Below are 21759 nucleotides of genomic sequence, written 5' to 3'. Positions count from 1 at the left end.
GCAAAAAGAGCGCCCCACAGGGCGCTCTTTTTTCTGTATATGTACTTATGCGTCGATGCCGCGGCTGGTCAGATACTTCTTGACCATCAGGGCGACCTTGAAGGTGATGGCGTCATCGAACTCCCGCAGATCCAGGCCGGTCAGCTTCTTGATCTTCTCCAGACGATAGACCAGCGTGTTCCGGTGGACAAACAGCTTACGCGCCGTCTCGGATACGTTCAGGTTGTTCTCAAAGAACTTGTAGATGGTGAACAGCGTCTCTTGGTCCAGTGCATCGATGGGGTTCTTCTTGAACACCTCCTGCAGGAACATCTCGCACAGGGTGGTGGGCAGCTGATAGATCAGCCGGCCAATACCCAGATTTTCGTAGTTGATGACGTAGCGCTCCGTATCGAACACCTTGCCGACCTCGATGGCGATCTGGGCCTCTTTGTAGCTCTTGGCCAGGTCACGCAGATGCAGGGCCAGGGTGCCGATGCCCACGAACACGCGGCTCTCTCCATCGGCGCGCAGGGCCTCCTCGATGCGGAGAGCCACCTCCTCCATATCCTTGGCGGTGGCATCCTCCCCCATCTGGTGGATCAGCGCCACGTCGTGCTCACCTACGCTCAGTACAAAGTCGTTCTGCCGGTCAGGGAACAAGCCCTGCACCACATCCACGGGCACGGTGTCCAGCCGATCGTCCACCGGGCGCACCACGAACACGCCGCGGGCCACCTCGGCATCCACGTGCAGCTCCTTGGCCCGCATATAGATGTCACTGATGAGGATGTTATCGGAAATGATGTTCTTGATGAAGGAGCCCTTGTCGTGCTTCTCCTCATAGTAGTTTTTGGCGGCGTTCAGCGCCACGGCGGCCATAGAGCACACCGTGCGGCTCATGCTGTCATCGCCGGTGGCGAACACGGCATAGTCAAAGGTGTTGCCCCAGCTGGGCAACGCCTTGAAGCACTTGCCCTCCAGCGCCACGCAGGTGCCGTCCGCCGAAACGATAGGTTCCACATATTTGCTCCATCGCTTGCCAATGGCCGTCAGCTCACTGCAAGCGATAACGGTGCCCTCGGCATCGATCACGCCGATGGTACGGTCGGTGGTCTCTTTGAATTGGAGTACAGAGTTCTGAAAAATTCTGCCGGACATAACGTGATCCTCCCGCAAATCCCGCGACGGTACTTTGTGCAATCTGCTCAGTCGTTGCTCCTATTATATCGTCATAATCACGATTTTGCAAGCGTTTTTTTCTCTTTTCCACAAAAAACTTGTTGCGTTTTTTGCGGTTATGTCAAAAAAATCACAGACCACATGCACGGTATAACGCTAATATCTCCTCCGCGCGCAGCAAACGGTACGCTCCGGCAGCCAAGGAGTCATCCAATGTCAGAGGCCCCATGGACAGCCGCTTCAGATACAGCACCGGCGCGCCGCGGGCTGCCAGCATCCGCTTGACTTGGTGGAATTTCCCCTCCCGCAGCGTCACGATACACACGCGGTCAGGCAGAACCTCCAGCCCGGCGGGCAGGCATTCCAGCCCGTCCCCCAGCGTCATCCCGCGGGCAAATGCCTCCGTATCTGCCGCTGACAGTTCACCGTCCACCCGGGCGAGGTAGCGTTTGTCCACGTGGTATTTAGGGCTCAGCAGCCGGTGGGCCAGCTCGCCGTCGTTGGTCAGCAGCAGCAAGCCCTCCGTGTCCTTGTCCAGCCGGCCCACCGGGGCAAGACCAATGCGGCGCAGCTCCGGCGGCAGAAGGTCCAGGACCGTGGGCTGCTTTCTGTCCTCGGTGGCGGTGAGGACGCCGGCGGGCTTATGCAGCATAACATAGGTAAAGCGGCAGAGGGAGATGGTCTCGCCGGCCACGGTGATGATGGCCGCGGCCGGGTCCAGCTTGTCCTCGGCGGAGGCGGCCAGCCGGCCGTCAACACGCACCAGGCCCTGCCGTACCAACGCTTTCACCTCCCGGCGGGACCACTTCCCAGTGCCCGCCAGCAGCTTGTCGAGACGCTCCATAGGCCGCCTCCTTTCGGATTTTTACCCTATGATAGCATATTCTCATCAGATTGAAAATAGGTAATTATGAGGTGATGAATATGATGATATTACATATATCCAAACGGCGCATTGCCGTTATGGCGGTGTCATTTATGGTGATCGCTGCCGTAACCGTGGTGTTAGCCGGGTGCTTCTCTGACAAGGAAAATACCATTACACTTGCCGACACCGCAGAAATGGCGGACTATTTACAGCAGTTGGGCTGGCAGGTGGAGCCTGATCCGATCGAGACGCTGGACCTGCAGCTTCCCCAGAGCCTGGGCGACACCTGGGGCGACTACGCCGCCATGCAGACCGAACAGGGCCTCCCCTTTGCAGACTTTGCGGGACAGCCGATACGGCGCTACACATTCCGCATCACCAACTATCCCGGAATGGACGGGGGCGTGCAGGCTAACCTGTACCTGTGCGGTGATACGCTTATCGGCGGGGACGTTGTGGCCACCGGGAAGGGCGGCTTCCAGCACGGACTGACATATCCCGCGGTATAGATCGCAAATCAGAATATATTTTGACATATCTCGTCAGAATTATACAAATTGTTTTCGAACATTGGCAAAAAAGAGGAAGCCTTACGGCTTCCTCTTTTTAATTGGCTTTGTCCCTGTGGGGTCAGATTACTCGTCGATCTCGATGACGACGCCGGAACCCACGGTACGGCCACCCTCACGGATAGCGAAACGCAGACCGTTCTCGATAGCGATGGGGGTGATCAGCTCGACCTTCATGTCGACGTTATCGCCGGGCATGCACATCTCGGTGCCCTCGGGCAGGGTGATGACGCCGGTCACGTCGGTGGTACGGAAGTAGAACTGGGGACGATAGTTGTTGAAGAAGGGGGTGTGACGGCCGCCCTCGTCCTTGGTCAGAACGTAGACCTGGCCAACGAACTTGGTGTGGGGATGAATGGAACCGGGCTTGGACAGGACCTGGCCGCGCTCGATCTCGGTCTTGGCAACACCACGCAGCAGGGCGCCGATGTTATCGCCGGCCTCAGCGTAATCCAGCAGCTTGTGGAACATCTCGATACCGGTAACGGTGGTCTCGCGCTTCTCATCGGACAGACCGACGATCTCGACCTTCTCGTTCAGGTTCAGCTTACCACGCTCCACACGGCCGGTAGCCACGGTACCACGGCCGGAGATGGTGAACACGTCCTCGACGGGCATCAGGAAGGGCATATCCTCCTTGCGGTCGGGGGTGGGGATCCACTCGTCAACAGCGTCCATCAGCTCCTTGATGCAGGCATACTCGGGAGCGTTGGGATCGGTGGACTCGGAAACCAGAGCGTTCAGAGCGCTGCCGCGGATGATGGGGGTCTCGTCGCCAGGGAAGCCGTAGAAGTCCAGCAGCTCGCGGACTTCCATCTCCACCAGCTCCAGCAGCTCCTCATCGTCGACCTGGTCGCACTTGTTCAGGAAGACCAGCACGGAGGGCACGTTCACCTGACGGGCCAGCAGCAGGTGCTCACGAGTCTGAGCCATGGGGCCGTCGGAGGCGGCGATGACCAGGATAGCGCCGTCCATCTGGGCAGCACCGGTGATCATGTTCTTGATATAGTCGGCGTGGCCCGGGCAGTCAACGTGCGCATAGTGACGCTTGGCGGTCTCATACTCCACGTGAGCGGTGTTGATGGTAATACCACGCTCGCGCTCTTCGGGAGCCTTATCGATGGAAGCGTAATCGGTGTACTCAGCACCGCCCTGCAGAGCCAGATACTTGGTGATGGCCGCGGTCAGGGTGGTCTTACCATGGTCGATGTGACCGATGGTGCCGATGTTAACGTGGGGCTTAGTTCTCTCAAATTTCTGCTTAGCCATTTGAAATGATCCTCCTTAACATTTTTGTATCGTGTGTGGGGCAGCGTTACAATCTAACACTGCCATTTTACAGTATTTTGGTGGGAAAATCAATCGTAAAATACGGTTTTAGAAATTTTCCCGGCCGGTGCGCTTGGCGATCAGCTTCTCCTGCAGGCCCTTGGGCAGCTCGATATAGTGGCTGGGCTCCATGGTGTACTGACCACGGCCCTGGGTGCGGGAACGCAGGTCGGTGGCATAGCCGAACATCTCGGCCAGCGGCACGAACGCGTCGATCTGCTGTGCGCCGGAACGCATCTCATAGCCCTGGATCTGTCCGCGCCGGGCATTCAGGTCGCCGATCACATCGCCCATGTACTCGTCGGGGACGATGACACAGACCTTCATAATGGGCTCCAGCAGCGTGGGATCCGCCTTACGCATAGCCTCTTTGAAGGCCATGGAACCGGCGATCTTGAACGCCATCTCGGAGGAGTCCACCTCGTGATAGGAACCGTCGAACAGGGTGACCTTGACATCCACCACGGGATAGCCGGCCACGGTACCGGAGAGCATGGCGCCCTGGATACCGGCATCGATAGCGGGGATATACTCCTTGGGGATGGCGCCGCCCACCACGGCGTTGACAAACTCGTAGCCCTTACCGGACTCGTTGGGCTCCACGTGGATCTTCACATGACCGTACTGGCCCTTACCGCCGGACTGGCGGGCATACTTGGTATCCTGATCCACAGCCTTGCGGATGGTCTCCTTGTACGCCACCTGGGGCGCGCCCACATTGGCCTCCACCTTGAACTCGCGCAGCAGGCGGTCCACGATGATCTCCAGATGCAGCTCGCCCATACCGGCGATGATGGTCTGGCCCGTCTCCTCGTCGGTGTAGGTGCGGAAGGTGGGGTCCTCCTCGGCCAGCTTGGCCAGAGCGACGCTCATCTTCTCCTGACCGGCCTTGGTCTTCGGCTCGATGGCCACGCGGATCACAGGCTCCGGGAACTCCATGGACTCCAGGATGATGGGATGCTTCTCATCACACAGGGTATCGCCGGTGGTGGTATTCTTCAGACCCACCACGGCGGCAATATCACCGGAGTAGACGGACTCGATATCCTCGCGGTGGTTGGCGTGCATCTGCAGGATGCGGCCCATACGCTCTCGCTTGCCCTTGGTGGCATTGAGGACCGAGGAACCGGTGGTCAGCGTGCCGGAGTAGACACGGAAGAAGCTCAGGCGGCCCACATAGGGGTCGGTCATGATCTTGAACGCCAGGGCTGCAAACGGCTCGTCATCGGAGGACTTGCGCTCCTCTTCCTCGTCGGTCTTGGGGTTGACACCCTTGATGGCGGGGACATCGGTGGGAGCGGGCATATAATCCACGATGGCGTCCAGCAGCTTCTGTACGCCCTTGTTGCGATAGCTGGAGCCGCAAACCACGGGCACCATCTCCACGGCACAGGTGGCCTGGCGGATGGCGGCACGGATCTTGGCGGTGGGGATCTCCTTCCCCTCCAGATACAGCTCCATGATCTCATCATCGAACATGGAGACCGCATCCAGCAGCTTCTCGCGGTACTCGTTGGCAAGGTCGACCATATCCTCGGGGATAGGCTCCACGCGCATATCCTTGCCCAACTGATCGTAATAGATATCGGCATCCATCTCCACCAGGTCGATGATACCCTTGAAGGTATCCTCCTTCCCGATGGGCAGCTGGATGGGGACGGCGTTGGCCTTCAGCCGGTCGTGCACCATGTCCAGCACGTGATAGAAATCCGCGCCGGTGATGTCCATCTTGTTGACGTAGATCATCCGGGGGACATGGTAGTGATCGGCCTGACGCCACACAGTCTCGGACTGGGGTTCCACACCGCCCTTGGCACACATGACGGTGACAGACCCGTCCAGCACACGCAGAGAACGTTCCACCTCAACAGTGAAGTCCACGTGGCCCGGGGTGTCAATGATGTTGATACGCGTCTGGGGGAACTGATCCTTGGAGCCCTTCCAGTAGCAGGTGGTCGCGGCGGAGGTGATGGTGATACCACGCTCCTGCTCCTGCTCCATCCAGTCCATGGTAGCGGTACCCTCGTGCGTCTCACCCAGCTTGTAGTTCACGCCCGTGTAGTACAGAATACGCTCTGTGGTCGTGGTCTTGCCTGCATCGATGTGTGCCATGATGCCGATATTTCTTGTGTTTTCCAGTGTAACCTTTCTCGGCATACCGTTCTCCTTTTTGTGTCGTTGGTATGATTACCAGCGGAAGTGGGCGAAAGCCTTGTTGGACTCCGCCATCTTGTGGGTGTCCTCGCGCTTCTTCACGGCAGAGCCGGTGTTGTTGGCGGCGTCCATGATCTCGCCGGCCAGGCGCTCGGCCATGGTACGCTCACCGCGGGCGCGGGAGTAGTTGGTCAGCCAGCGCAGACCCAGGGTCTGACGACGGGCGGGACGAACCTCCATGGGGACCTGATAGGTGGCACCGCCCACACGGCGGGCCTTGACTTCCAGGCTGGGCATGATGTTTTCCATCGCCTGGGTGAACACTTCCAGAGGATCCTTCTCGGTCTTGTCCTTGATGATGTCAAAGGCACCGTAAACGACCTTCTGGGCGACGCCCTTTTTACCGTCCAACATGATGCTGTTGACCAGCTTGGTCACCAGCACGGAGTTGTACATAGGATCGGGCAAGATCTCTCTCTTGGGAACATTACCTCTTCTGGGCACTATGCTTCCCTCCTTCATAAAAATATGATTTCACAGGTACTCAACAGCTTGCGAAGGCTGTTGTACGGCCTGCCAAAGAGGTATTTTTATATATAGTATATAAGAAACCTTTTCGGCAAAGCTCATGCTGCAAGTTTTACTTGCTCTTGGGGCGCTTTGCGCCGTACTTGGAACGGGCCTGCATACGGCCGGACACACCCTGGGTATCCAGCGTACCACGGATGATGTGGTAACGGACGCCGGGCAGGTCCTTGACACGGCCGCCGCGGATCATCACGACGGAGTGCTCCTGCAGGGAGTGACCCACGCCGGGGATGTAGGCGGTGACTTCGTAGCCGTTGGTCAGACGCACACGGGCGATCTTACGGAGCGCGGAGTTGGGCTTCTTGGGGGTCGCAGTTCTGACGGCGGTGCAGACGCCACGCTTCTGGGGAGAGCTCAGGTCGGTCTCCTTGTTCTTCAGCGTATTCAGGCCCTTCTGCATAGCGGGAGAATTGGACTTGTAGGTGCTCTTCTTCCGGCCCTGCTTGACCAGCTGGTTAAAAGTAGGCATTTGGTTTCTCCTTTCGTAAGATTTGTGGGACGTATGTCCCTTTATTTTTCCACGGAACAGAGGGTATCTATTCCGGATGGAACGTTATTCAGCCGTTCAGGACGGCCACAGCGGCGGCAGGCACGGCGATACCGCAGGCAGTACCCAGCTGCCGCAGCGTCATGCTGCTGTCACAGGGGATGGCCTTTTCCGCGCACAGGGCGCGCAGGGGATCGGTGAGCCGGGGATCGGCGTCACAGGCCAGATAGACGTGGGCGGCAGCACCCTGGACAAGGGCACGACGGGTCTGCTTCAAGCCCACGACTTTTCCCTTGGCGGTCAGTTCTCCGGGCACAGGCGCTCTCCTCCTGTCGTCGCATAACAAATCCCGCGGGCAATTCCCGCGCAATTTGAAATTATAGCATAGCTGCGCGGAAGCGTCAAGTGTGTTTCGCGGGAAAGTTTGTGAATTCCACTGAAATTCCACGGATAATTTCGGAAGATATCACGAAAAGCTACCCCGGATGCGCTTCCGGCGTCCGGTGAAAAGAGGAGGCCGGAGGGCCTCCTCTTTCAGATGTTCGGTTTCGGCTTACAGCGCGTCGCCGGTGTCCGTCTCGGGACCGTCGCTCTCAGGGAGCTCCGTCTCGTCCATGTCCGCCGGCGCCTCCACAGGTGCGGGGACCTCCGTGTGCATGGCCTCGGCCTCGTCCTTCTTCTCGGCCTCGGTCTCGGGGACCATCTCCTCCGCCAGCTGGCGGTAAGCGGTCAGGCCGGCGCCGGCGGGGATAAGCTTGCCGATGATGACGTTCTCCTTCAGGCCGACCAGGTGGTCCACCTTGCCCTTGATGGCGGCCTCGGTCAGGACCTTGGTGGTCTCCTGGAACGAGGCGGCGGACAGGAAGGAGTCTGTTGCCAGAGAGGCCTTGGTGATACCCATCAGCAGCTGGGTGTAGGTGGCCTCCTGCAGCTCCTCGCCGTCCTCACGCTTCTCGCCGGCGGCGATACGGGCGCGGACCGCTGCGTTGGCGTCCTCCACCTCCATCACGTCGGCCATAGCGCCGGAGAGCAGCCCCTCGGCGTCGTTGGCATCCTCCACGCGGACCTTACGCATCATCTGGCGCACGATGACCTCGATGTGCTTATCGTTGATATCCACGCCCTGCTGACGGTAGACCTTCAGGACCTCCTGGATCAGGTAGTTGTGGACCGCGGAGGCGCCGCGGATACGCAGCACGTCGTGGGGGTTCAGTGCGCCGTCCTGCAGCTGACGGCCCTTCTCGATGACCTCGCCGTCCTGCACCAGCAGGCCGGTGTGGGGCACCGCGTAGGTGCGGGTATCGCCGTCATCGGCGGTGATGATGATATTCAGCAGGCTGCCCTTGGTAGCCTCCTCGAAGCGGACCTTGCCGCCGATCTCGGCGATGGTGGCCATCTTCTTGGGCTTGCGGGCCTCGAACAGCTCCTCCACTCGGGGAAGACCCTGGGTGATGTCGCCGCCGGCCACGCCGCCGGTGTGGAAGGTACGCATGGTCAGCTGGGTACCGGGCTCGCCGATGGACTGGGCGGCAATGATGCCGACCGCCTCGCCGGGGCCGACGGGCTTGCTGGTGGCCAGGTTCATACCGTAGCACTTGGCGCAGATACCGCTGTGGGCACGGCAGGTGAGCACGGTGCGGATCTCGGCGGAGTGGATATCGAAGGACTCCATCAGCGCGGCGTCGTCCTCGGTCATCATGTGATCCTTGGAGATGAGTACCTCGTCGGTGCCGGGCTTGAGGATATCGCGGACCGGGAAGCGGCCCTTGATGCGCTCGGAGAACTTCTCGATGACCTGACCGCCCTCGCTGATCTCAGACACCACGATGCCCTTTTCCACACCGCAGTCGGCCTCGCGGATGATGACATCCTGGCAGACATCCACCATGCGGCGGGTCAGATAGCCGGAGTCGGCGGTACGGAGGGCCGTATCGGCCAGGCCCTTACGGGCGCCTCGGCTGGAGGTGAAGTACTCCAGCACGGACAGGCCCTCACGGAAGTTGGCCTTGATGGGGATCTCGATAGTCTTACCGGCGGTGTTGGCCATCAGGCCGCGCATACCGGTCAGCTGACGGATCTGCTTCATGGAACCACGGGCGCCGGAGTCCGCCATCATGAAGATGGGGTTGTACTTGTTCATGTTGGCGGTCAGGGCGTCAGTAACGTCGGCGGTGGTCTTTTCCCACTCGCGGACCACCAGCTTGTAGCGCTCCTCGTCGGTGATGAAGCCCATGTTGTACTGATCCTCGATCTCCACCACGCGCTTTTCGGTCTCGTCGATCAGCTCGTACTTGGCCTTGGGCACCGTCATATCCGCGATGGAGATGGTGATGGAGCCGCGGGTAGAGTACTTGTAGCCGGTGGCCTTGATGTTGTCCAGCACCTCGGCAGCGATGGTGAAGCCATACTGCTTGATGGTCTTGTCGACGATCTTGCCCAGCAGCTTCTTGCCGCAGGTCTCGGTGATCTCGTAGTCAAAGAACTTGTCGGAGGGTGTACCGTCCTCGTTGAAGCGCTTGACAAAGCCCAGGTCCTGGGGGATGTTGCGGTTGAAGATGATGCGGCCGGCGGTGGCGCGGACCACATGACTGACCTTCACACCGTTCAGCTCCTTGGTCACGCGGACCCAGATGGGCTGGTGGATACCGATGATGTGCTCGTTGTAGGCCATCAGCGCCTCGTCCTCATCGCGGTAGATGTTCATGTGGACGGAGGCTTTCTCCTCTTCGGTAAGCTCATCGTAGGTCTTGCCGGCCAGGGCGAAGTCCACGCCCTCGGGCCAGTACTCGTCATTGGTCATCTGGCAGCAGCCGTTTTCGAAGCGCTCGAAGGTCAGGTAGTAGGAGCCCAGCACCATATCCTGCGTAGGCACGGTGACGGGGCCGCCGTCCTGGGGACGCAGCAGGTTGTTGGCGGACAGCATCAGCAGACGCGCCTCGGCCTGTGCTTCGGCGGACAGGGGAACGTGGATAGCCATCTGGTCGCCGTCGAAGTCGGCGTTGAAGGCCGTGCAGTTCAGGGGATGCAGCTTCAGGGCGCGGCCCTCCACCAGCACCGGCTCAAAGGCCTGAATGCCCAGGCGGTGCAGCGTAGGCGCACGGTTCAGCATGACGGGGTGGTCCTTGATGATCTCGTCCAGCGCGTCCCACACCTCGGTGCGGCCCTTGTCCACCATCTTCTTGGCGGACTTGATGTTGTTGGCGCTGCCATCCTCCACCAGCTTCTTCATAATGAAGGGGCGGAACAGCTCCACAGCCATCTCCTTGGGCACGCCGCACTGGTAGATCTTCAGCTCGGGACCGACCACGATAACGCTTCGGCCGGAGTAGTCCACGCGCTTGCCCAGCAGGTTCTGGCGGAAACGGCCCTGCTTGCCCTTGAGCATATCGCTCAGGGACTTGAGGGCGCGGTTGTTGGCGCCGGTGACAGGGCGGCCGCGGCGGCCGTTGTCGATCAGGGCGTCCACTGCCTCCTGAAGCATACGCTTCTCGTTGCGGACGATGATATCGGGGGCCTTCAGCTCCATCAGGCGCTTCAGGCGGTTGTTGCGGTTGATGACCCGGCGGTACAGGTCGTTCAGGTCGCTGGTGGCGAAGCGGCCGCCGTCCAGCTGCACCATGGGACGGATCTCCGGGGGGATGACGGGCAGCACATCGATGACCATCCACTCCGGCTTGTTGCCGGACAGGCGGAAGGCGTCCACCACCTCAAGGCGCTTGACGATGCGGGCCTTTTTCTGGCCGGAGGTGGTCTTCAGCTCGGTGTGCAGCTGCTCGCTCAGCTGCTCCAGGTCGATCTGCTGCAGCAGCTCCTTCACGGCCTCGGCGCCCATGCCGGCGCGGAAGTCGTCCTCGTACTTCTCGCGCATATCGCGGTATTCCTTCTCGGAGAGGATCTGGTTCTGGGCCAGAGGCGTCTCGCCGGGATCGGTGACGATATAGGCGGCGAAGTACAGCACCTTCTCCAGGATACGGGGGCTGATGTCCAGCAGCAGGCCCATGCGGGAGGGGATACCCTTGAAGTACCAGATGTGACTGACGGGGGTAGCCAGCTCAATGTGGCCCATACGCTCGCGGCGGACCTTGGCACGGGTGACTTCCACGCCGCAGCGGTCGCAGATCTTGCCCTTATAGCGGATCTTCTTATACTTACCGCAGTGGCACTCCCAGTCCTTCGTCGGCCCGAAAATGCGCTCACAGAACAGGCCGTCGCGCTCGGGCTTCAGAGTACGGTAGTTGATGGTCTCGGGCTTCTTTACCTCGCCGTAGGACCACTCGCGGATCATTTCCGGAGAAGCAATGCCGATCTTGATGGCATCAAAGGTTGCGTAACTCATAATTCAGCTCCTCCCTTTCCTTAAAACTCGTCGCCTTCGTCGTCATAGGAAGCGTCCACTTCCTCGTCGGCGACGTAGTCGAAGCCCGCATCCGCCAGCTCATCCTCGTCGGCGTAGCGGTTCTGTCTTTCGTTGTCGGCATCCATACGGGCCAGGTTGAAGGTATCCAGGGCGTCCTCGTCCTCCTTCAGCTCGATCTGGTTGCCGTCGGCATCCAGCACCTGGATATCCAGGCACAGGGACTGCAGCTCCTTGACCAGCACCTTGAAGGACTCCGGCACACCGGGCGTGGGCACGTTGTGGCCCTTGACGATGGACTCGTAGGTGCGGACACGTCCGGTCACATCGTCGGACTTGACGGTCAGGATCTCCTGCAGGGTGTAGCTGGCGCCGTAGGCCTCCAGCGCCCAGACTTCCATCTCGCCGAAGCGCTGGCCGCCGAACTGCGCCTTGCCGCCCAGAGGCTGCTGGGTGACCAGGGAGTAGGGGCCGGTGGAACGGGCGTGGATCTTATCATCCACCAGGTGGTGCAGCTTCAGGAAGTAGACATAGCCCACGGTGACCTTGTTGTCAAAGCGCTCGCCGGTACGGCCGTCGTACAGCCAGCTCTTGCCCTCGGGATCCAGGCCGGCCAGCTCCAGAGCCTCCGCAATGTCCTTGTCGGTGGCGCCGTCGAAGATGGGCGTAGCCACCTTCCAGCCCAGAGTCTTGGCCGCGTAGCCCAGATGGACCTCCAGCACCTGACCGATATTCATACGGCTGGGCACGCCCAGGGGGTTCAGCACGATATCCAGCGGGGTACCATCGGGCAGGAAGGGCATATCCTCCTGGGGCAGCACACGGGAAACGACGCCCTTGTTGCCGTGACGGCCGGCCATCTTGTCGCCCACCTGGATCTTGCGGCGCTGGGCGATGTAGACACGGACGACCTCGTTGACGCCCGGGCTCAGCTCGTCGCCGTTCTCGCGGGTGAACACCTTGGCGTCCACCACGATGCCGCTTTCGCCGTGGGGCACCTTCAGGGAGGTATCGCGGACCTCGCGGGCCTTCTCGCCGAAAATGGCGCGCAGCAGGCGCTCCTCGGCGGTCAGATCCGTCTCGCCCTTGGGCGTGACCTTACCCACCAGGATGTCGCCGGCGTGGACCTCGGCGCCGATGCGGATGATACCGCGCTCATCCAGGTCCTTCAGCGCGTCCTCGCCCACGTTGGAGATATCGCGGGTGATCTCCTCCGGCCCCAGCTTGGTATCGCGGGCATCGATCTCGTATTCCTCGATATGAATGGAGGTGTAGACGTCCTCCTTGACAAGGCGCTCGTTCAGCAGGACGGCGTCCTCGTAGTTGTAGCCCTCCCAGGTCATAAAGCCCACCAGGATGTTGCGGCCCAGGGCGATCTCGCCCTGATCGGTGGCGGGACCGTCGGCCAGGACGGTGGGATCGTCGCCGCCGTGGACACGCTCGCCCACAGAGACGATAGGCTTCTGATTGATACAGGTACCGTGGTTGGAGCGCAGGAACTTGATGAGCTTATAGTCCTTCGTCTCGCCGCTGTCATACTTGACGGAGACGTTGGTGGCATCCACCTTGGTGACGACACCGTCGCCCTCGGCCAGCACGGCCACCTCGGAGTCCAGGCAGATCTTGTGCTCCATGCCGGTACCCACGATGGGGGCCTCCGGCTTCAGCAGCGGCACGGCCTGACGCTGCATGTTGGCGCCCATCAGCGCGCGGTTGGCGTCGTCGTTGGGCAGGAAGGGGATCATCGCCGTGGCGATGGACACCATCATGCGGGGAGAGACATCGATATAGTCCACGCCGCTGCGGGGGACCTCCACGATCTCGTCGCGGTGGCGGCAGGTGATACGCTCGTTGGTCAGGCAGCCGTTCTTGTCCACCGGCTCGGCGGCCTGGCCCACCACAAACTGATCCTCCACGTCGGCGGTCATGTAGGTGATGTCGTCGGAGACGTGACCTGTCTCGTGATCCACGGCGCGGAAGGGTGCCTCGATAAAGCCGTATTCGTTGATACGGGCATACGTGGCCAGATAGGAAATCAGGCCGATGTTGGGACCTTCAGGGGTCTCGATGGGGCACATACGGCCGTAGTGGGAATAGTGGACGTCGCGGACCTCCATGTTGGCGCGCTCACGGCTCAGACCGCCGGGGCCCAGGGCGGACAGACGCCGCTTGTGGGTCAGCTCGGCCAGGGGGTTGGTCTGGTCCATGAACTGGCTCAGGGGGCTGGAGCCGAAGAACTCCTTGATGGCCGCGGTGACAGGCCGGATGTTGATCAGGCTCTGGGGCGTGACGATATCCAGATCCTGGATGGTCATGCGCTCACGGATGACGCGCTCCATGCGGCTGAAGCCGATGCGGAACTGGTTTTGCAGCAGTTCACCCACGCAGCGCAGGCGGCGGTTGCCCAGGTGGTCGATATCGTCCTTGGTCACCAGACCGTGGGCCAGGGCGTTCATGTAGTTGATGGACGCGAAGATGTCGTCCACGATGATGTGCTTGGGCACCAGATCGTCGGCGTGGAGGCGGCACTGCTTCACCAGCTCGTCGCCGCTGTACTTGCCCAGCAGCTCCTGCAGCACATCAAAGCGCACGCGCTCCTTGATGCCGCAGAGCTCACGGGGATCAAAGTCCACATAGTGGCGCATATCGCACATCTTGTTGGTAAAGATGCGGATGGTGTCGCCGCTGTCCAGCGTGACGCTGACCTCAGGCACGCCCACGGTGTCCAGCAGGGTGCAGTCGTCGGCGGTGAGCACATGGCCGTCCTCGAACAGGATCTCGCCGGTGGCGGGATCGGCCACGGGCATGGCCAGCTTCTGACCCTTGGCGCGGGTCCAGAAGGTCAGCTTCTTGTTGAATTTGTACCGGCCCACGGTGCTCAGGTCATAGCGGCGCGGGTCGAAGAACAGGTTTTGCAGCAGCGTCTCGGCAGAGTCCAGCGTGGGGGGCTCACCGGGGCGGAGCTTGCGGTAGATCTCCAGCATGGCCTCTTCATAGGTCTTGCAGGTATCCTTTTCCAGGGTAGCCACGATGCGGCGGTCATCGCCGAAGCGCTCCAGGATCTCCGCGTCGGTCTTCAGGCCCAGGGCGCGGATCAGGCAGGTGATGGGCAGCTTGCGGTTCTTGTCGATACGGACCCAGAACACCTCGCTGGTGTCGGTCTCGTACTCCAGCCACGCGCCGCGGTAAGGGATGACGGTGCTGGTCAGCAGCGGCAGATCGGTCTTCAGATCGATCTCCTTGCCGTAATAGATGCCGGGGGAACGGACGATCTGGCTGACCACCACGCGCTCGGCGCCGTTGATGACGAAGGTGCCGCCGTGGGTCATCAGGGGGAAGTCACCCATGAAGATCTCGTTCTCCTTGATCTCGCCGGTCTCCTTGTTGTGCAGGCGCACCAGCACCTTCATGGGGGCGGCATACGTGGCGTCGCGCGCCTTGCACTCCTCCACGTCGTACTTGGGCTTTTCGTCCATGCTGTAATCAATGAAGCTCAGTTCCAGATTACCGGCATAGTCCACGATAGAGGCCACATCGGCAAACACCTCGCGCAGGCCGGTATCCAGGAACCACTGATAGGACTTCTTCTGGATCTCCAGCAGGTTGGGCATTGCCATGACTTCCTCGTGGCGGGCAAAGTTCTTTCGCAGGGTCTTGCCGTAGTACTTGTCTTTCGCCATCTCTACGATCACGCCTTTCTGTTCTTATTTCCCTCCCGCAGCCGCTGACCTGTGAGGCCGCGGGGGCGCTCCGTCGCGATACGCACGGGTCTGTTGGTTCATTTTGACCACAACCCCTTGTGCTTTGCCGGCGGAGATGGTATACTGCACATAGATGAAAGTGGGGCTATGCCGCCACTTTCCCAATATAAAGCAAGTCATTATACCAATTTTTTTCCATATTGTCAATGGGTTTTCCACCGGTTTTTCCGGTGGATCTTTGTATTATAACGAAAAACTCGCCCGCGGGAAGACCCCACGGGCGGGTTTTCTTTTGTTATACACAGCGTTCCAGCCGCGCGACCGTCTCGATATGTGCATCATTGCTCAAACTCAAACTCATATCCTCCGCGATATTCGTGAGCAGCATCATCCCGACTCCATGACTGCGGATGAAATCTCCTTTGCAGAAAATATGCAGAACCTGTTGCAGGATGCGATGAACTTTGATGGAAGCTCCGAGGAAAAGAAAGCAAAAGCATTGCTTGCTACATTGGGGATTGATTACGATGCCATCACAATGGAACAGTTTGTCAACTTGATCGAGGTTCTAAAGCTGTCCAAGCACCTGAAAACTCCCATCAGCCGGCGCGGGAAAACGACCATGACCCATGGCAAGAGAAAACGGAAGAAACGCTGAAACGGGGAGCGTCGCTGCGGCGGGACGGGGGCTTTTGAAAAGAATATTGCTTTTTCCTTCCCAAAGTGCTATAATCGGTATATACCGAAAACGAAGGAGGGTGTGCCCATGCCAAGACCGCCACGGTGCCGTCGGATTTGTGGCGCACCACAAGTCGATACCTTCCGCCCCAACGGGTACAAGGATACCGAGCCGATCCTGCTGACGCTGGACGAATACGAGGTCATTCGACTGGTTGACCTGGAGCAGCAAACCCACGAGCAGTGTGCCGCACAGATGGACATTTCCCGCTCTACCGTGCAGGAGATTTACGAAGTCGCACGGCGCAAGATCGCAGCGTGTCTTGTCCACGGGAAACCGCTGCACATCACCGGAGGAAACTACCGCATCTGCGGAGGACAGGAGGCAGTCCACTGCGGCCGCTGCTGCCGGATGCAGAGAGCCAACACAGAAAAATCCAACAAAAAATGCGAAGGAGATTCCATTATGAAAATTGCAGTTACCTATGAAAACGGTCAAATCTTTCAGCATTTCGGTCACACGGAACAGTTCAAGCTTTATGAAGCTGCGGACGGCAAAATCACGCATGCGGAAGTTGTTGATACCAACGGCAGCGGTCACGGCGCACTGGCAGGCTTCCTGATGCAGAACGGCGTGGACACTTTGATCTGCGGAGGCATTGGCGGCGGTGCGCAGGCAGCTCTGGCCGAAGCGGGTATCAAGCTCTACGGCGGTGTCAGCGGGGACGCTGATGCGGCGGTGAGCGCATTGCTCAGCGGAAGTTTGGGCTACGATCCCAATGTTCACTGTGACCACCATGACCACGAGCACGGAGAGGCTGGTCACACCTGCGGTGACCACGGCTGCGGCAAGCATAGCTGCCATTGATATGGAACGCACACTGACACAGCTCCCGTTCTGGTCATCGTTGACCGAGCAGGAGCAAGAAACGCTGCACCGAAGTGCCTTTGTCCGTCATTATGAAAAGGGCGCGTTCATACACAGCAGCGACAACGAATGTCTCGGAATGCTGTTCGTCCTTTCCGGCGAGATCCGCACCTATCTTCTCTCCGAGGAGGGGCGGGAGGTAACGCTGTTCCGCCTGTATCCGGGCGAACTATGCGTGCTTTCTGCCTCCTGTGTGATCAGTCAGATCACCTTTGATACGCAAATGACCGCAGGAATGGATACGGAGGTTCTGATTATCCCTGCAAATGTCATCGCTGCGCTCAAAGAGAAAAATCTTCATGTCCGCTGCTTCCTCTATGAACTGGCAACGAAACGGTTTTCTGATGTGATGTGGGCGATGCAGCAGATCATGTTCAAGGGGCTGGATCGGCGACTGGCAGAATTTCTCCTTGTCGAAGCGGAGCGTACCGGCTCCGACACGATACGCATGACCCATGAGCAGATCGCCCAGCACATCAGCTCGGCGCGGGAGGCGGTGGCGCGGATGCTCAAGAGCTTCTCGGAGGACGGGCTTGTGGAACTAAGACGAGGCGCAATCACGCTGCGGGATAAGAACAGACTAAATCGCCTAAAATAAAAAAAATGTAACCTTGTCACAGAAAGAAATCATAAATTTGGTACAATAAAAGCAGAAAAGCTGAAAGGAGCGTCGACCATGAAAGAAACGAAATACGCAGGTACTCAAACCGAAAAAAATCTGATGGCTGCCTTTGCCGGTGAGTCCGAGGCGCGCAACAAGTACACCTATTTTGCATCCAAGGCCAAGAAGGAAGGCTACGAGCAGATCGCGGCGTTGTTCCTCAAAACCGCTGATAATGAGAAGGAACACGCCAAGCTGTGGTTCAAAGAGCTGAACGGCATTGGCGACACTGCCGAAAATCTTCTCGCCGCCGCTGAGGGCGAGAACTACGAGTGGACGGATATGTACGACGGCTTTGCCAAAACCGCCGACGAGGAAGGTTTCCATGAGCTGGCCCAGCGTTTCCGCCTGGTAGCCGCCATTGAAAAGCACCATGAGGAGCGCTACCGTGCCCTGCTGCACAATGTGGAGACGGCGCAGGTCTTTGCCAAGAGTGAGGTCAAGGTATGGGAGTGCCGCAACTGCGGTCACATCGTCGTCGGCGAGAAGGCACCCGAGGTCTGCCCCACCTGCAACCATCCCCAGAGCTACTTTGAAATTCACGCGGAAAACTATTAAAGAGAAAAGGAGAACGAATCATGGAGCAGAAGTTTTACATTTGCAAGCATTGCGGCAACATCATTGCCAAGGTCAAGGACACGGGCGTTCCCGTCATCTGCTGCGGTGAGCCGATGAGCGAGATCATCCCCGGCACCACCGACGCCGCCGTGGAGAAGCACGTCCCTGTCTGGACTGTGGAAAACGGCATCGTCCATGTCAAGGTCGGCTCCGTGGAGCATCCCATGCTGCCGGAACACTACATCGAGTGGGTCTCTCTCCACACCAAACAGGGCAACCAGCGCAAGGAACTGCGTCCCGGCGAGAATCCGGAGGTCTGCTTCGCTCTCTGCGAGGGCGATGAAGTCGAAGCGGTCTACGCCTACTGCAACCTCCACAGTCTGTGGAAAGCATAATTCATCCTCTTAAAAATCCGGTGCTCAAAAAGCACCGGATTTTTTTATCAATGTGACCTCGTCACAGAAAAAGGCTTTGTCCTGCGGTATGATAAAGCCACGATCAAGAAACAAGAAAGAGGTGGCGAACATGAAAATCAAGCTCAATCCCGATCAGGAGATCGTCAATACCATCAGAGAAGGGCTCAAGCGCACTGGCGGATACTGTCCCTGCCGCAGGGAGCGCACAGAGGCGACCAACTGTATGTGCCAGGAGTTTAAGAATCAAATTGCAGATCCGGGCTTCGAGGGATTCTGCCACTGTATGCTCTATTACAAATCCTTGCAGGATTAAGGGAGGAACGCTATGCTGTCGAAGAAACTGGCCGCCGTAGATAAAACGCGGTGCGTCGCCTGCGGTGTGTGTGAAAATACCTGTCCATTGGAGGCCGTCAAGGTGCGCCGCGGCTGCTACGCCGCCGTGGAGGCGGAGCGCTGCGTAGGCTGCGGCAAATGCGCAAAGCTCTGTCCCGTCGGCTGCATTGAAGTGAAAGTGAGGGCTGACGCATGAAAGCAAAGCATTGGTACGATTACCTGTGGGTATATGCCATCATCTACTTTGCACTGGGCTTTTTCAATATCCTGTTTGCATGGCTGGGCATGATCGATTTTCTTCTACCGCTGTTCTTAGCCATCTTTGGCGGAAACAAATTCTTTTGCAACCACCTCTGCGGACGGGGTCAACTGTTCAGCAAGCTGGGGACAGACCTTAAATGCTCCCGCTGCAAGCCCACGCCCCGCTGGATGTCCTCCAAATGGTTCCGTTATGGCTTTTTGATCTTTTTCCTGACGATGTTCGGCAACATGGTGTTCCAGACCTATCTGGTCGCTGCTGGTGCTGCGTCCCTGCGGGAGGCCATTAAGCTGTTCTGGACCTTCCGTGTGCCGTGGGACTGGACTTACACAACTTACACAGCCGGGACGGTCACTGACTGGGTGGCGCAGTTCAGCTTTGGCTTTTACAGCCTCATGCTGACCTCTCTGCTGCTAGGTCTGATCGTTATGGTGCTCTACAAGCCCCGCACATGGTGTGCGTTTTGCCCCATGGGAACCATGACGCAGGGTATTTGCAAGCTGAAAAACAAAGAATCACAAAAGATCAACGAAAGGAGTCATTCTCATGACTGAACTGAAAATTACTGCTGCGAATTTTGAAAATGAGGTACTGCATTCCGATAAGCCCGTTTTGCTGGATTTCTATGCGGACTGGTGCGGACCGTGCAAAATGCTCTCTCCCGTACTGCATGAGCTTGCCGAAGAAACAAGCGGTACGCTCAAGGTGGGAAAGGTCAATGTGGATGAGCAGATGGAGCTGGCGATGCGTTTTCAGGTATCCAGCATCCCGATGCTGGTCGTATTCAAGGATGGGAAAGCCGTTGCCAAATCGGTTGGCTATCGGCCTAAGTCGGAGATCGCCGCAATGGTGGAAGACGCAAGATGAAAGTTGTGATTGTAGGCGGTGTGGCGGGCGGTGCTTCTGCCGCCGCCCGCATCCGCCGTCTGGATGAACACGCGCAGATCGTGATGGTCGAGCGCAGCGGCTATGTGTCCTATGCCAACTGCGGCCTGCCGTATTATGTGGGAGGTGTGATCAAAGATCAGGAAGAACTGACACTCCAAACTCCGGAGAGCTTTTGGGATCGCTTTCGCATTGATGTGCGGGTACAGCAGGAAGTAACTGCGATCAATCCCGCAGAAAAAACCGTCACCGTCCGCGCACTGAACAGCGGAAAGAGCTATACGGAAACCTATGACAAGCTGCTCCTCGCCCCCGGCGCAAAGCCGACGGTTCCTGCGCTTTCCGGCGTGGACAGCGAGCGGGTATTTACCCTGCGCACCGTGGAGGACACCCTCCGCATTAGGCGCTTTGTAGAGGATCAGAAACCGAAAACCGCTGTTTTGGCTGGCGGCGGCTTTATCGGTCTGGAAATGGCGGAAAACCTTGCAGAAATGGGCGTTTCCGTCACCATCGTCCAACGTCCAAAGCAGCTATTAGCGCCGCTGGATAGGGATATGGCCAGCTTTGTCCATGCGGAAATGCGCAGACACGGCGTGGCTCTGCGGTTGGGTGAAACCGTCACCGGATTCCGGCAGGACGGAGATTCCGTGCTGACGCTGCTGGAGGAAAGTGAGCCGCTGCGCTCCGACATGGTGCTGCTGGCCATCGGCGTCACGCCGGACACCCATCTGGCAAAAGAGGCCGGACTTGAGCTGGGCATCCGGGGCAGCATCGCTGTCAACGAGCGGATGGAAACCTCCGTGCCGGACATCTACGCTGTGGGCGATGCCGTAGAGGTCACCCATTTCGTGACCGGGCAGAAAACGTTGATCTCGCTGGCGGGGCCTGCCAACAAGCAGGGACGCATTGCCGCTGACAATATCTACGGCGGAAACAGCCGCTTTCACGGCTCTCAGGGCTCGTCTGTTCTGAAGCTGTTTGGCTTGACAGCAGCCTCCACGGGGATCAATGAAAAGGCAGCGCAGGCAGCAGGGATCACTTACGACAAAGTCGTATTGTTCCCAGCATCCCACGCCACCTATTACCCCGGCGCACAGTCTATGGCAATGAAGGTACTGTATGAAAAAGAAAGCCTGCGGCTGCTGGGTGCACAGATCGTTGGCGGCGACGGTGTGGACAAGTGCATTGATGTACTGGCAACGGCCATTCGCGCAAAAATGACCGCTCTGGAACTGACGGAGCTTGATCTTTCCTATGCGCCGCCCTATTCCTCCGCCAAGGATCCGGTAAACATGGCCGGTTTTATGATCGAGGATTTGGAGAGCGAGAAAGTGCGGCAGTTCCATTGGAATGAGGTTGAAGACTTGCCTTGCGATGGCAGTGCGACGCTGCTGGACGTCCGCACGGCGTGGGAGTATCAGCGGGGCCATCTGGATGGCTTTCGGAATATTCCCTTGGACGATCTGCGGGAGCACTTGGACGAGTTAGCCCGTGGTAAGCCTGTTTATGTGAATTGCCAGACAGGGCTTCGCAGTTATCTGGCCTGCCGGCTTTTGACGCAGTATGGTTTTACCTGTGCCCATCTCTCCGGCGGATACAGCTTTTATCGGGTCGTAACTAAAGAGCAGCAGACAGCGCGGAGCGCCTATCCCTGCGGAATGGAGAAGCTATGAGTGAAAATCTATTCGGTTTGACGGTTGCGGCAGATAAAGGCTTGGATGATCTGCAATGCCAGCGCCTTTTAAGTGAAAATCGCAGGTATCAGGAAGTCATGCTGCAATAACATAATACATCGGATATAAAAGGACAAGCATCCATTTTAGATGCTTG

20 protein-coding genes are annotated in these 21759 nt (G+C 58.6%); 11 read left to right on the top strand and 9 right to left on the bottom strand.

The genetic code is table 11. The features are described 5' to 3' along the window. Positions 1-45: 45 nt before the first annotated feature. Together ACOMDU_RS03745 and ACOMDU_RS03740 are read right to left on the bottom strand one after the other, a co-directional pair. Positions 46-1140, bottom strand: a complete 1095-nt coding sequence (locus ACOMDU_RS03745) for a PucR family transcriptional regulator (RefSeq protein ID WP_022135730.1) — start codon at positions 1138-1140, stop codon at positions 46-48. Positions 1141-1291: 151 nt separating this feature from the next. Then, positions 1292-2005 carry a pseudouridine synthase gene (locus tag ACOMDU_RS03740; protein WP_421129105.1) on the bottom strand — a complete coding sequence of 238 codons (714 nt, stop codon included), beginning with the start codon at positions 2003-2005 and terminating at the stop codon, positions 1292-1294. Between the two features lie 80 nt (positions 2006-2085). Here ACOMDU_RS03740 and ACOMDU_RS03735 point away from each other — a divergent pair, with 80 nt between their 5' ends. Beyond that, positions 2086-2538 (top strand): DUF4830 domain-containing protein, encoded by a 453-nt coding sequence (locus tag ACOMDU_RS03735; protein WP_421129104.1) that lies wholly within the window; start codon positions 2086-2088, stop codon positions 2536-2538. A 126-nt stretch (positions 2539-2664) separates the two neighbouring features. Here the strand turns inward: ACOMDU_RS03735 and tuf are convergent, their stop codons facing one another. From tuf to rpoB, 7 genes are all read right to left on the bottom strand, one after another. Next, positions 2665-3867: an elongation factor Tu gene (gene tuf / locus ACOMDU_RS03730; RefSeq protein ID WP_421129102.1), complete on the bottom strand. Its 1203-nt coding sequence runs from the start codon at positions 3865-3867 to the stop codon at positions 2665-2667. A gap of 108 nt (positions 3868-3975) precedes the next feature. Further along, complete coding sequence (gene fusA / locus ACOMDU_RS03725; protein ID WP_421129101.1) at positions 3976-6084, bottom strand: elongation factor G; 2109 nt, start codon at positions 6082-6084, stop codon at positions 3976-3978. Positions 6085-6114: 30 nt separating this feature from the next. Continuing rightward, on the bottom strand, positions 6115-6585 hold the full coding sequence (rpsG, locus tag ACOMDU_RS03720) for a 30S ribosomal protein S7 (RefSeq protein ID WP_421129100.1): 471 nt from the start codon (positions 6583-6585) through the stop codon (positions 6115-6117). A 136-nt stretch (positions 6586-6721) separates the two neighbouring features. Then, positions 6722-7138: a 30S ribosomal protein S12 gene (rpsL, locus tag ACOMDU_RS03715; RefSeq protein WP_022135056.1), complete on the bottom strand. Its 417-nt coding sequence runs from the start codon at positions 7136-7138 to the stop codon at positions 6722-6724. 88 nt (positions 7139-7226) lie between these two features. After that, positions 7227-7472: a ribosomal L7Ae/L30e/S12e/Gadd45 family protein gene (locus tag ACOMDU_RS03710; protein WP_022135055.1), complete on the bottom strand. Its 246-nt coding sequence runs from the start codon at positions 7470-7472 to the stop codon at positions 7227-7229. Positions 7473-7709: 237 nt separating this feature from the next. Next, entirely contained in the window at positions 7710-11492 is a 3783-nt protein-coding gene (rpoC, locus tag ACOMDU_RS03705; protein WP_421129099.1) for a DNA-directed RNA polymerase subunit beta', read from the bottom strand. 20 nt (positions 11493-11512) lie between these two features. Beyond that, positions 11513-15190: a DNA-directed RNA polymerase subunit beta gene (rpoB, locus tag ACOMDU_RS03700; protein WP_421129098.1), complete on the bottom strand. Its 3678-nt coding sequence runs from the start codon at positions 15188-15190 to the stop codon at positions 11513-11515. 259 nt (positions 15191-15449) lie between these two features. Here rpoB and ACOMDU_RS03695 point away from each other — a divergent pair, with 259 nt between their 5' ends. The 10 genes from ACOMDU_RS03695 (at position 15450) to ACOMDU_RS03650 (ending at position 21602) form a co-directional block, all read left to right on the top strand. Beyond that, positions 15450-15869, top strand: a complete 420-nt coding sequence (locus tag ACOMDU_RS03695) for a hypothetical protein (RefSeq protein WP_421129097.1) — start codon at positions 15450-15452, stop codon at positions 15867-15869. Positions 15870-15977: 108 nt separating this feature from the next. Next, positions 15978-16757, top strand: coding sequence for a DUF134 domain-containing protein (locus ACOMDU_RS03690; RefSeq protein WP_421129096.1), 780 nt, complete (start codon positions 15978-15980; stop codon positions 16755-16757). Then, on the top strand, positions 16687-17415 hold the full coding sequence (locus ACOMDU_RS03685) for a Crp/Fnr family transcriptional regulator (protein ID WP_421129095.1): 729 nt from the start codon (positions 16687-16689) through the stop codon (positions 17413-17415). The genes ACOMDU_RS03690 and ACOMDU_RS03685 overlap by 71 nt, the downstream gene beginning before the upstream one ends. 78 nt (positions 17416-17493) lie before the next feature. After that, entirely contained in the window at positions 17494-18036 is a 543-nt protein-coding gene (rbr, locus tag ACOMDU_RS03680) for a rubrerythrin (protein ID WP_421129094.1), read from the top strand. Between the two features lie 20 nt (positions 18037-18056). After that, on the top strand, positions 18057-18431 hold the full coding sequence (locus ACOMDU_RS03675) for a desulfoferrodoxin family protein (protein ID WP_421129093.1): 375 nt from the start codon (positions 18057-18059) through the stop codon (positions 18429-18431). Between the two features lie 88 nt (positions 18432-18519). Continuing rightward, on the top strand, positions 18520-18765 hold the full coding sequence (locus ACOMDU_RS03670) for a ferredoxin-thioredoxin reductase catalytic domain-containing protein (protein ID WP_421129092.1): 246 nt from the start codon (positions 18520-18522) through the stop codon (positions 18763-18765). Between the two features lie 12 nt (positions 18766-18777). Further along, the gene (locus ACOMDU_RS03665) at positions 18778-18981 is read left to right on the top strand and encodes a 4Fe-4S binding protein (RefSeq protein ID WP_421129090.1); all 204 of its coding nucleotides are present in this window, start codon (positions 18778-18780) and stop codon (positions 18979-18981) included. After that, the gene (locus ACOMDU_RS03660; RefSeq protein WP_421129088.1) at positions 18978-19598 is read left to right on the top strand and encodes a 4Fe-4S binding protein; all 621 of its coding nucleotides are present in this window, start codon (positions 18978-18980) and stop codon (positions 19596-19598) included. Before ACOMDU_RS03665 ends, ACOMDU_RS03660 begins: the two co-directional genes overlap by 4 nt. Next, positions 19591-19911, top strand: a complete 321-nt coding sequence (gene trxA, locus ACOMDU_RS03655; protein WP_421129087.1) for a thioredoxin — start codon at positions 19591-19593, stop codon at positions 19909-19911. Before ACOMDU_RS03660 ends, trxA begins: the two co-directional genes overlap by 8 nt. Further along, complete coding sequence (locus ACOMDU_RS03650; protein WP_421129086.1) at positions 19908-21602, top strand: FAD-dependent oxidoreductase; 1695 nt, start codon at positions 19908-19910, stop codon at positions 21600-21602. The genes trxA and ACOMDU_RS03650 overlap by 4 nt, the downstream gene beginning before the upstream one ends. Positions 21603-21759 lie beyond the last annotated feature (157 nt).

This window comes from Vescimonas sanitatis (assembly GCF_049060325.1).
GTDB classification, from domain to species: domain Bacteria; phylum Bacillota; class Clostridia; order Oscillospirales; family Oscillospiraceae; genus Vescimonas; species Vescimonas sanitatis.
This window is presented reverse-complemented; position numbering and strand designations above follow the sequence as displayed.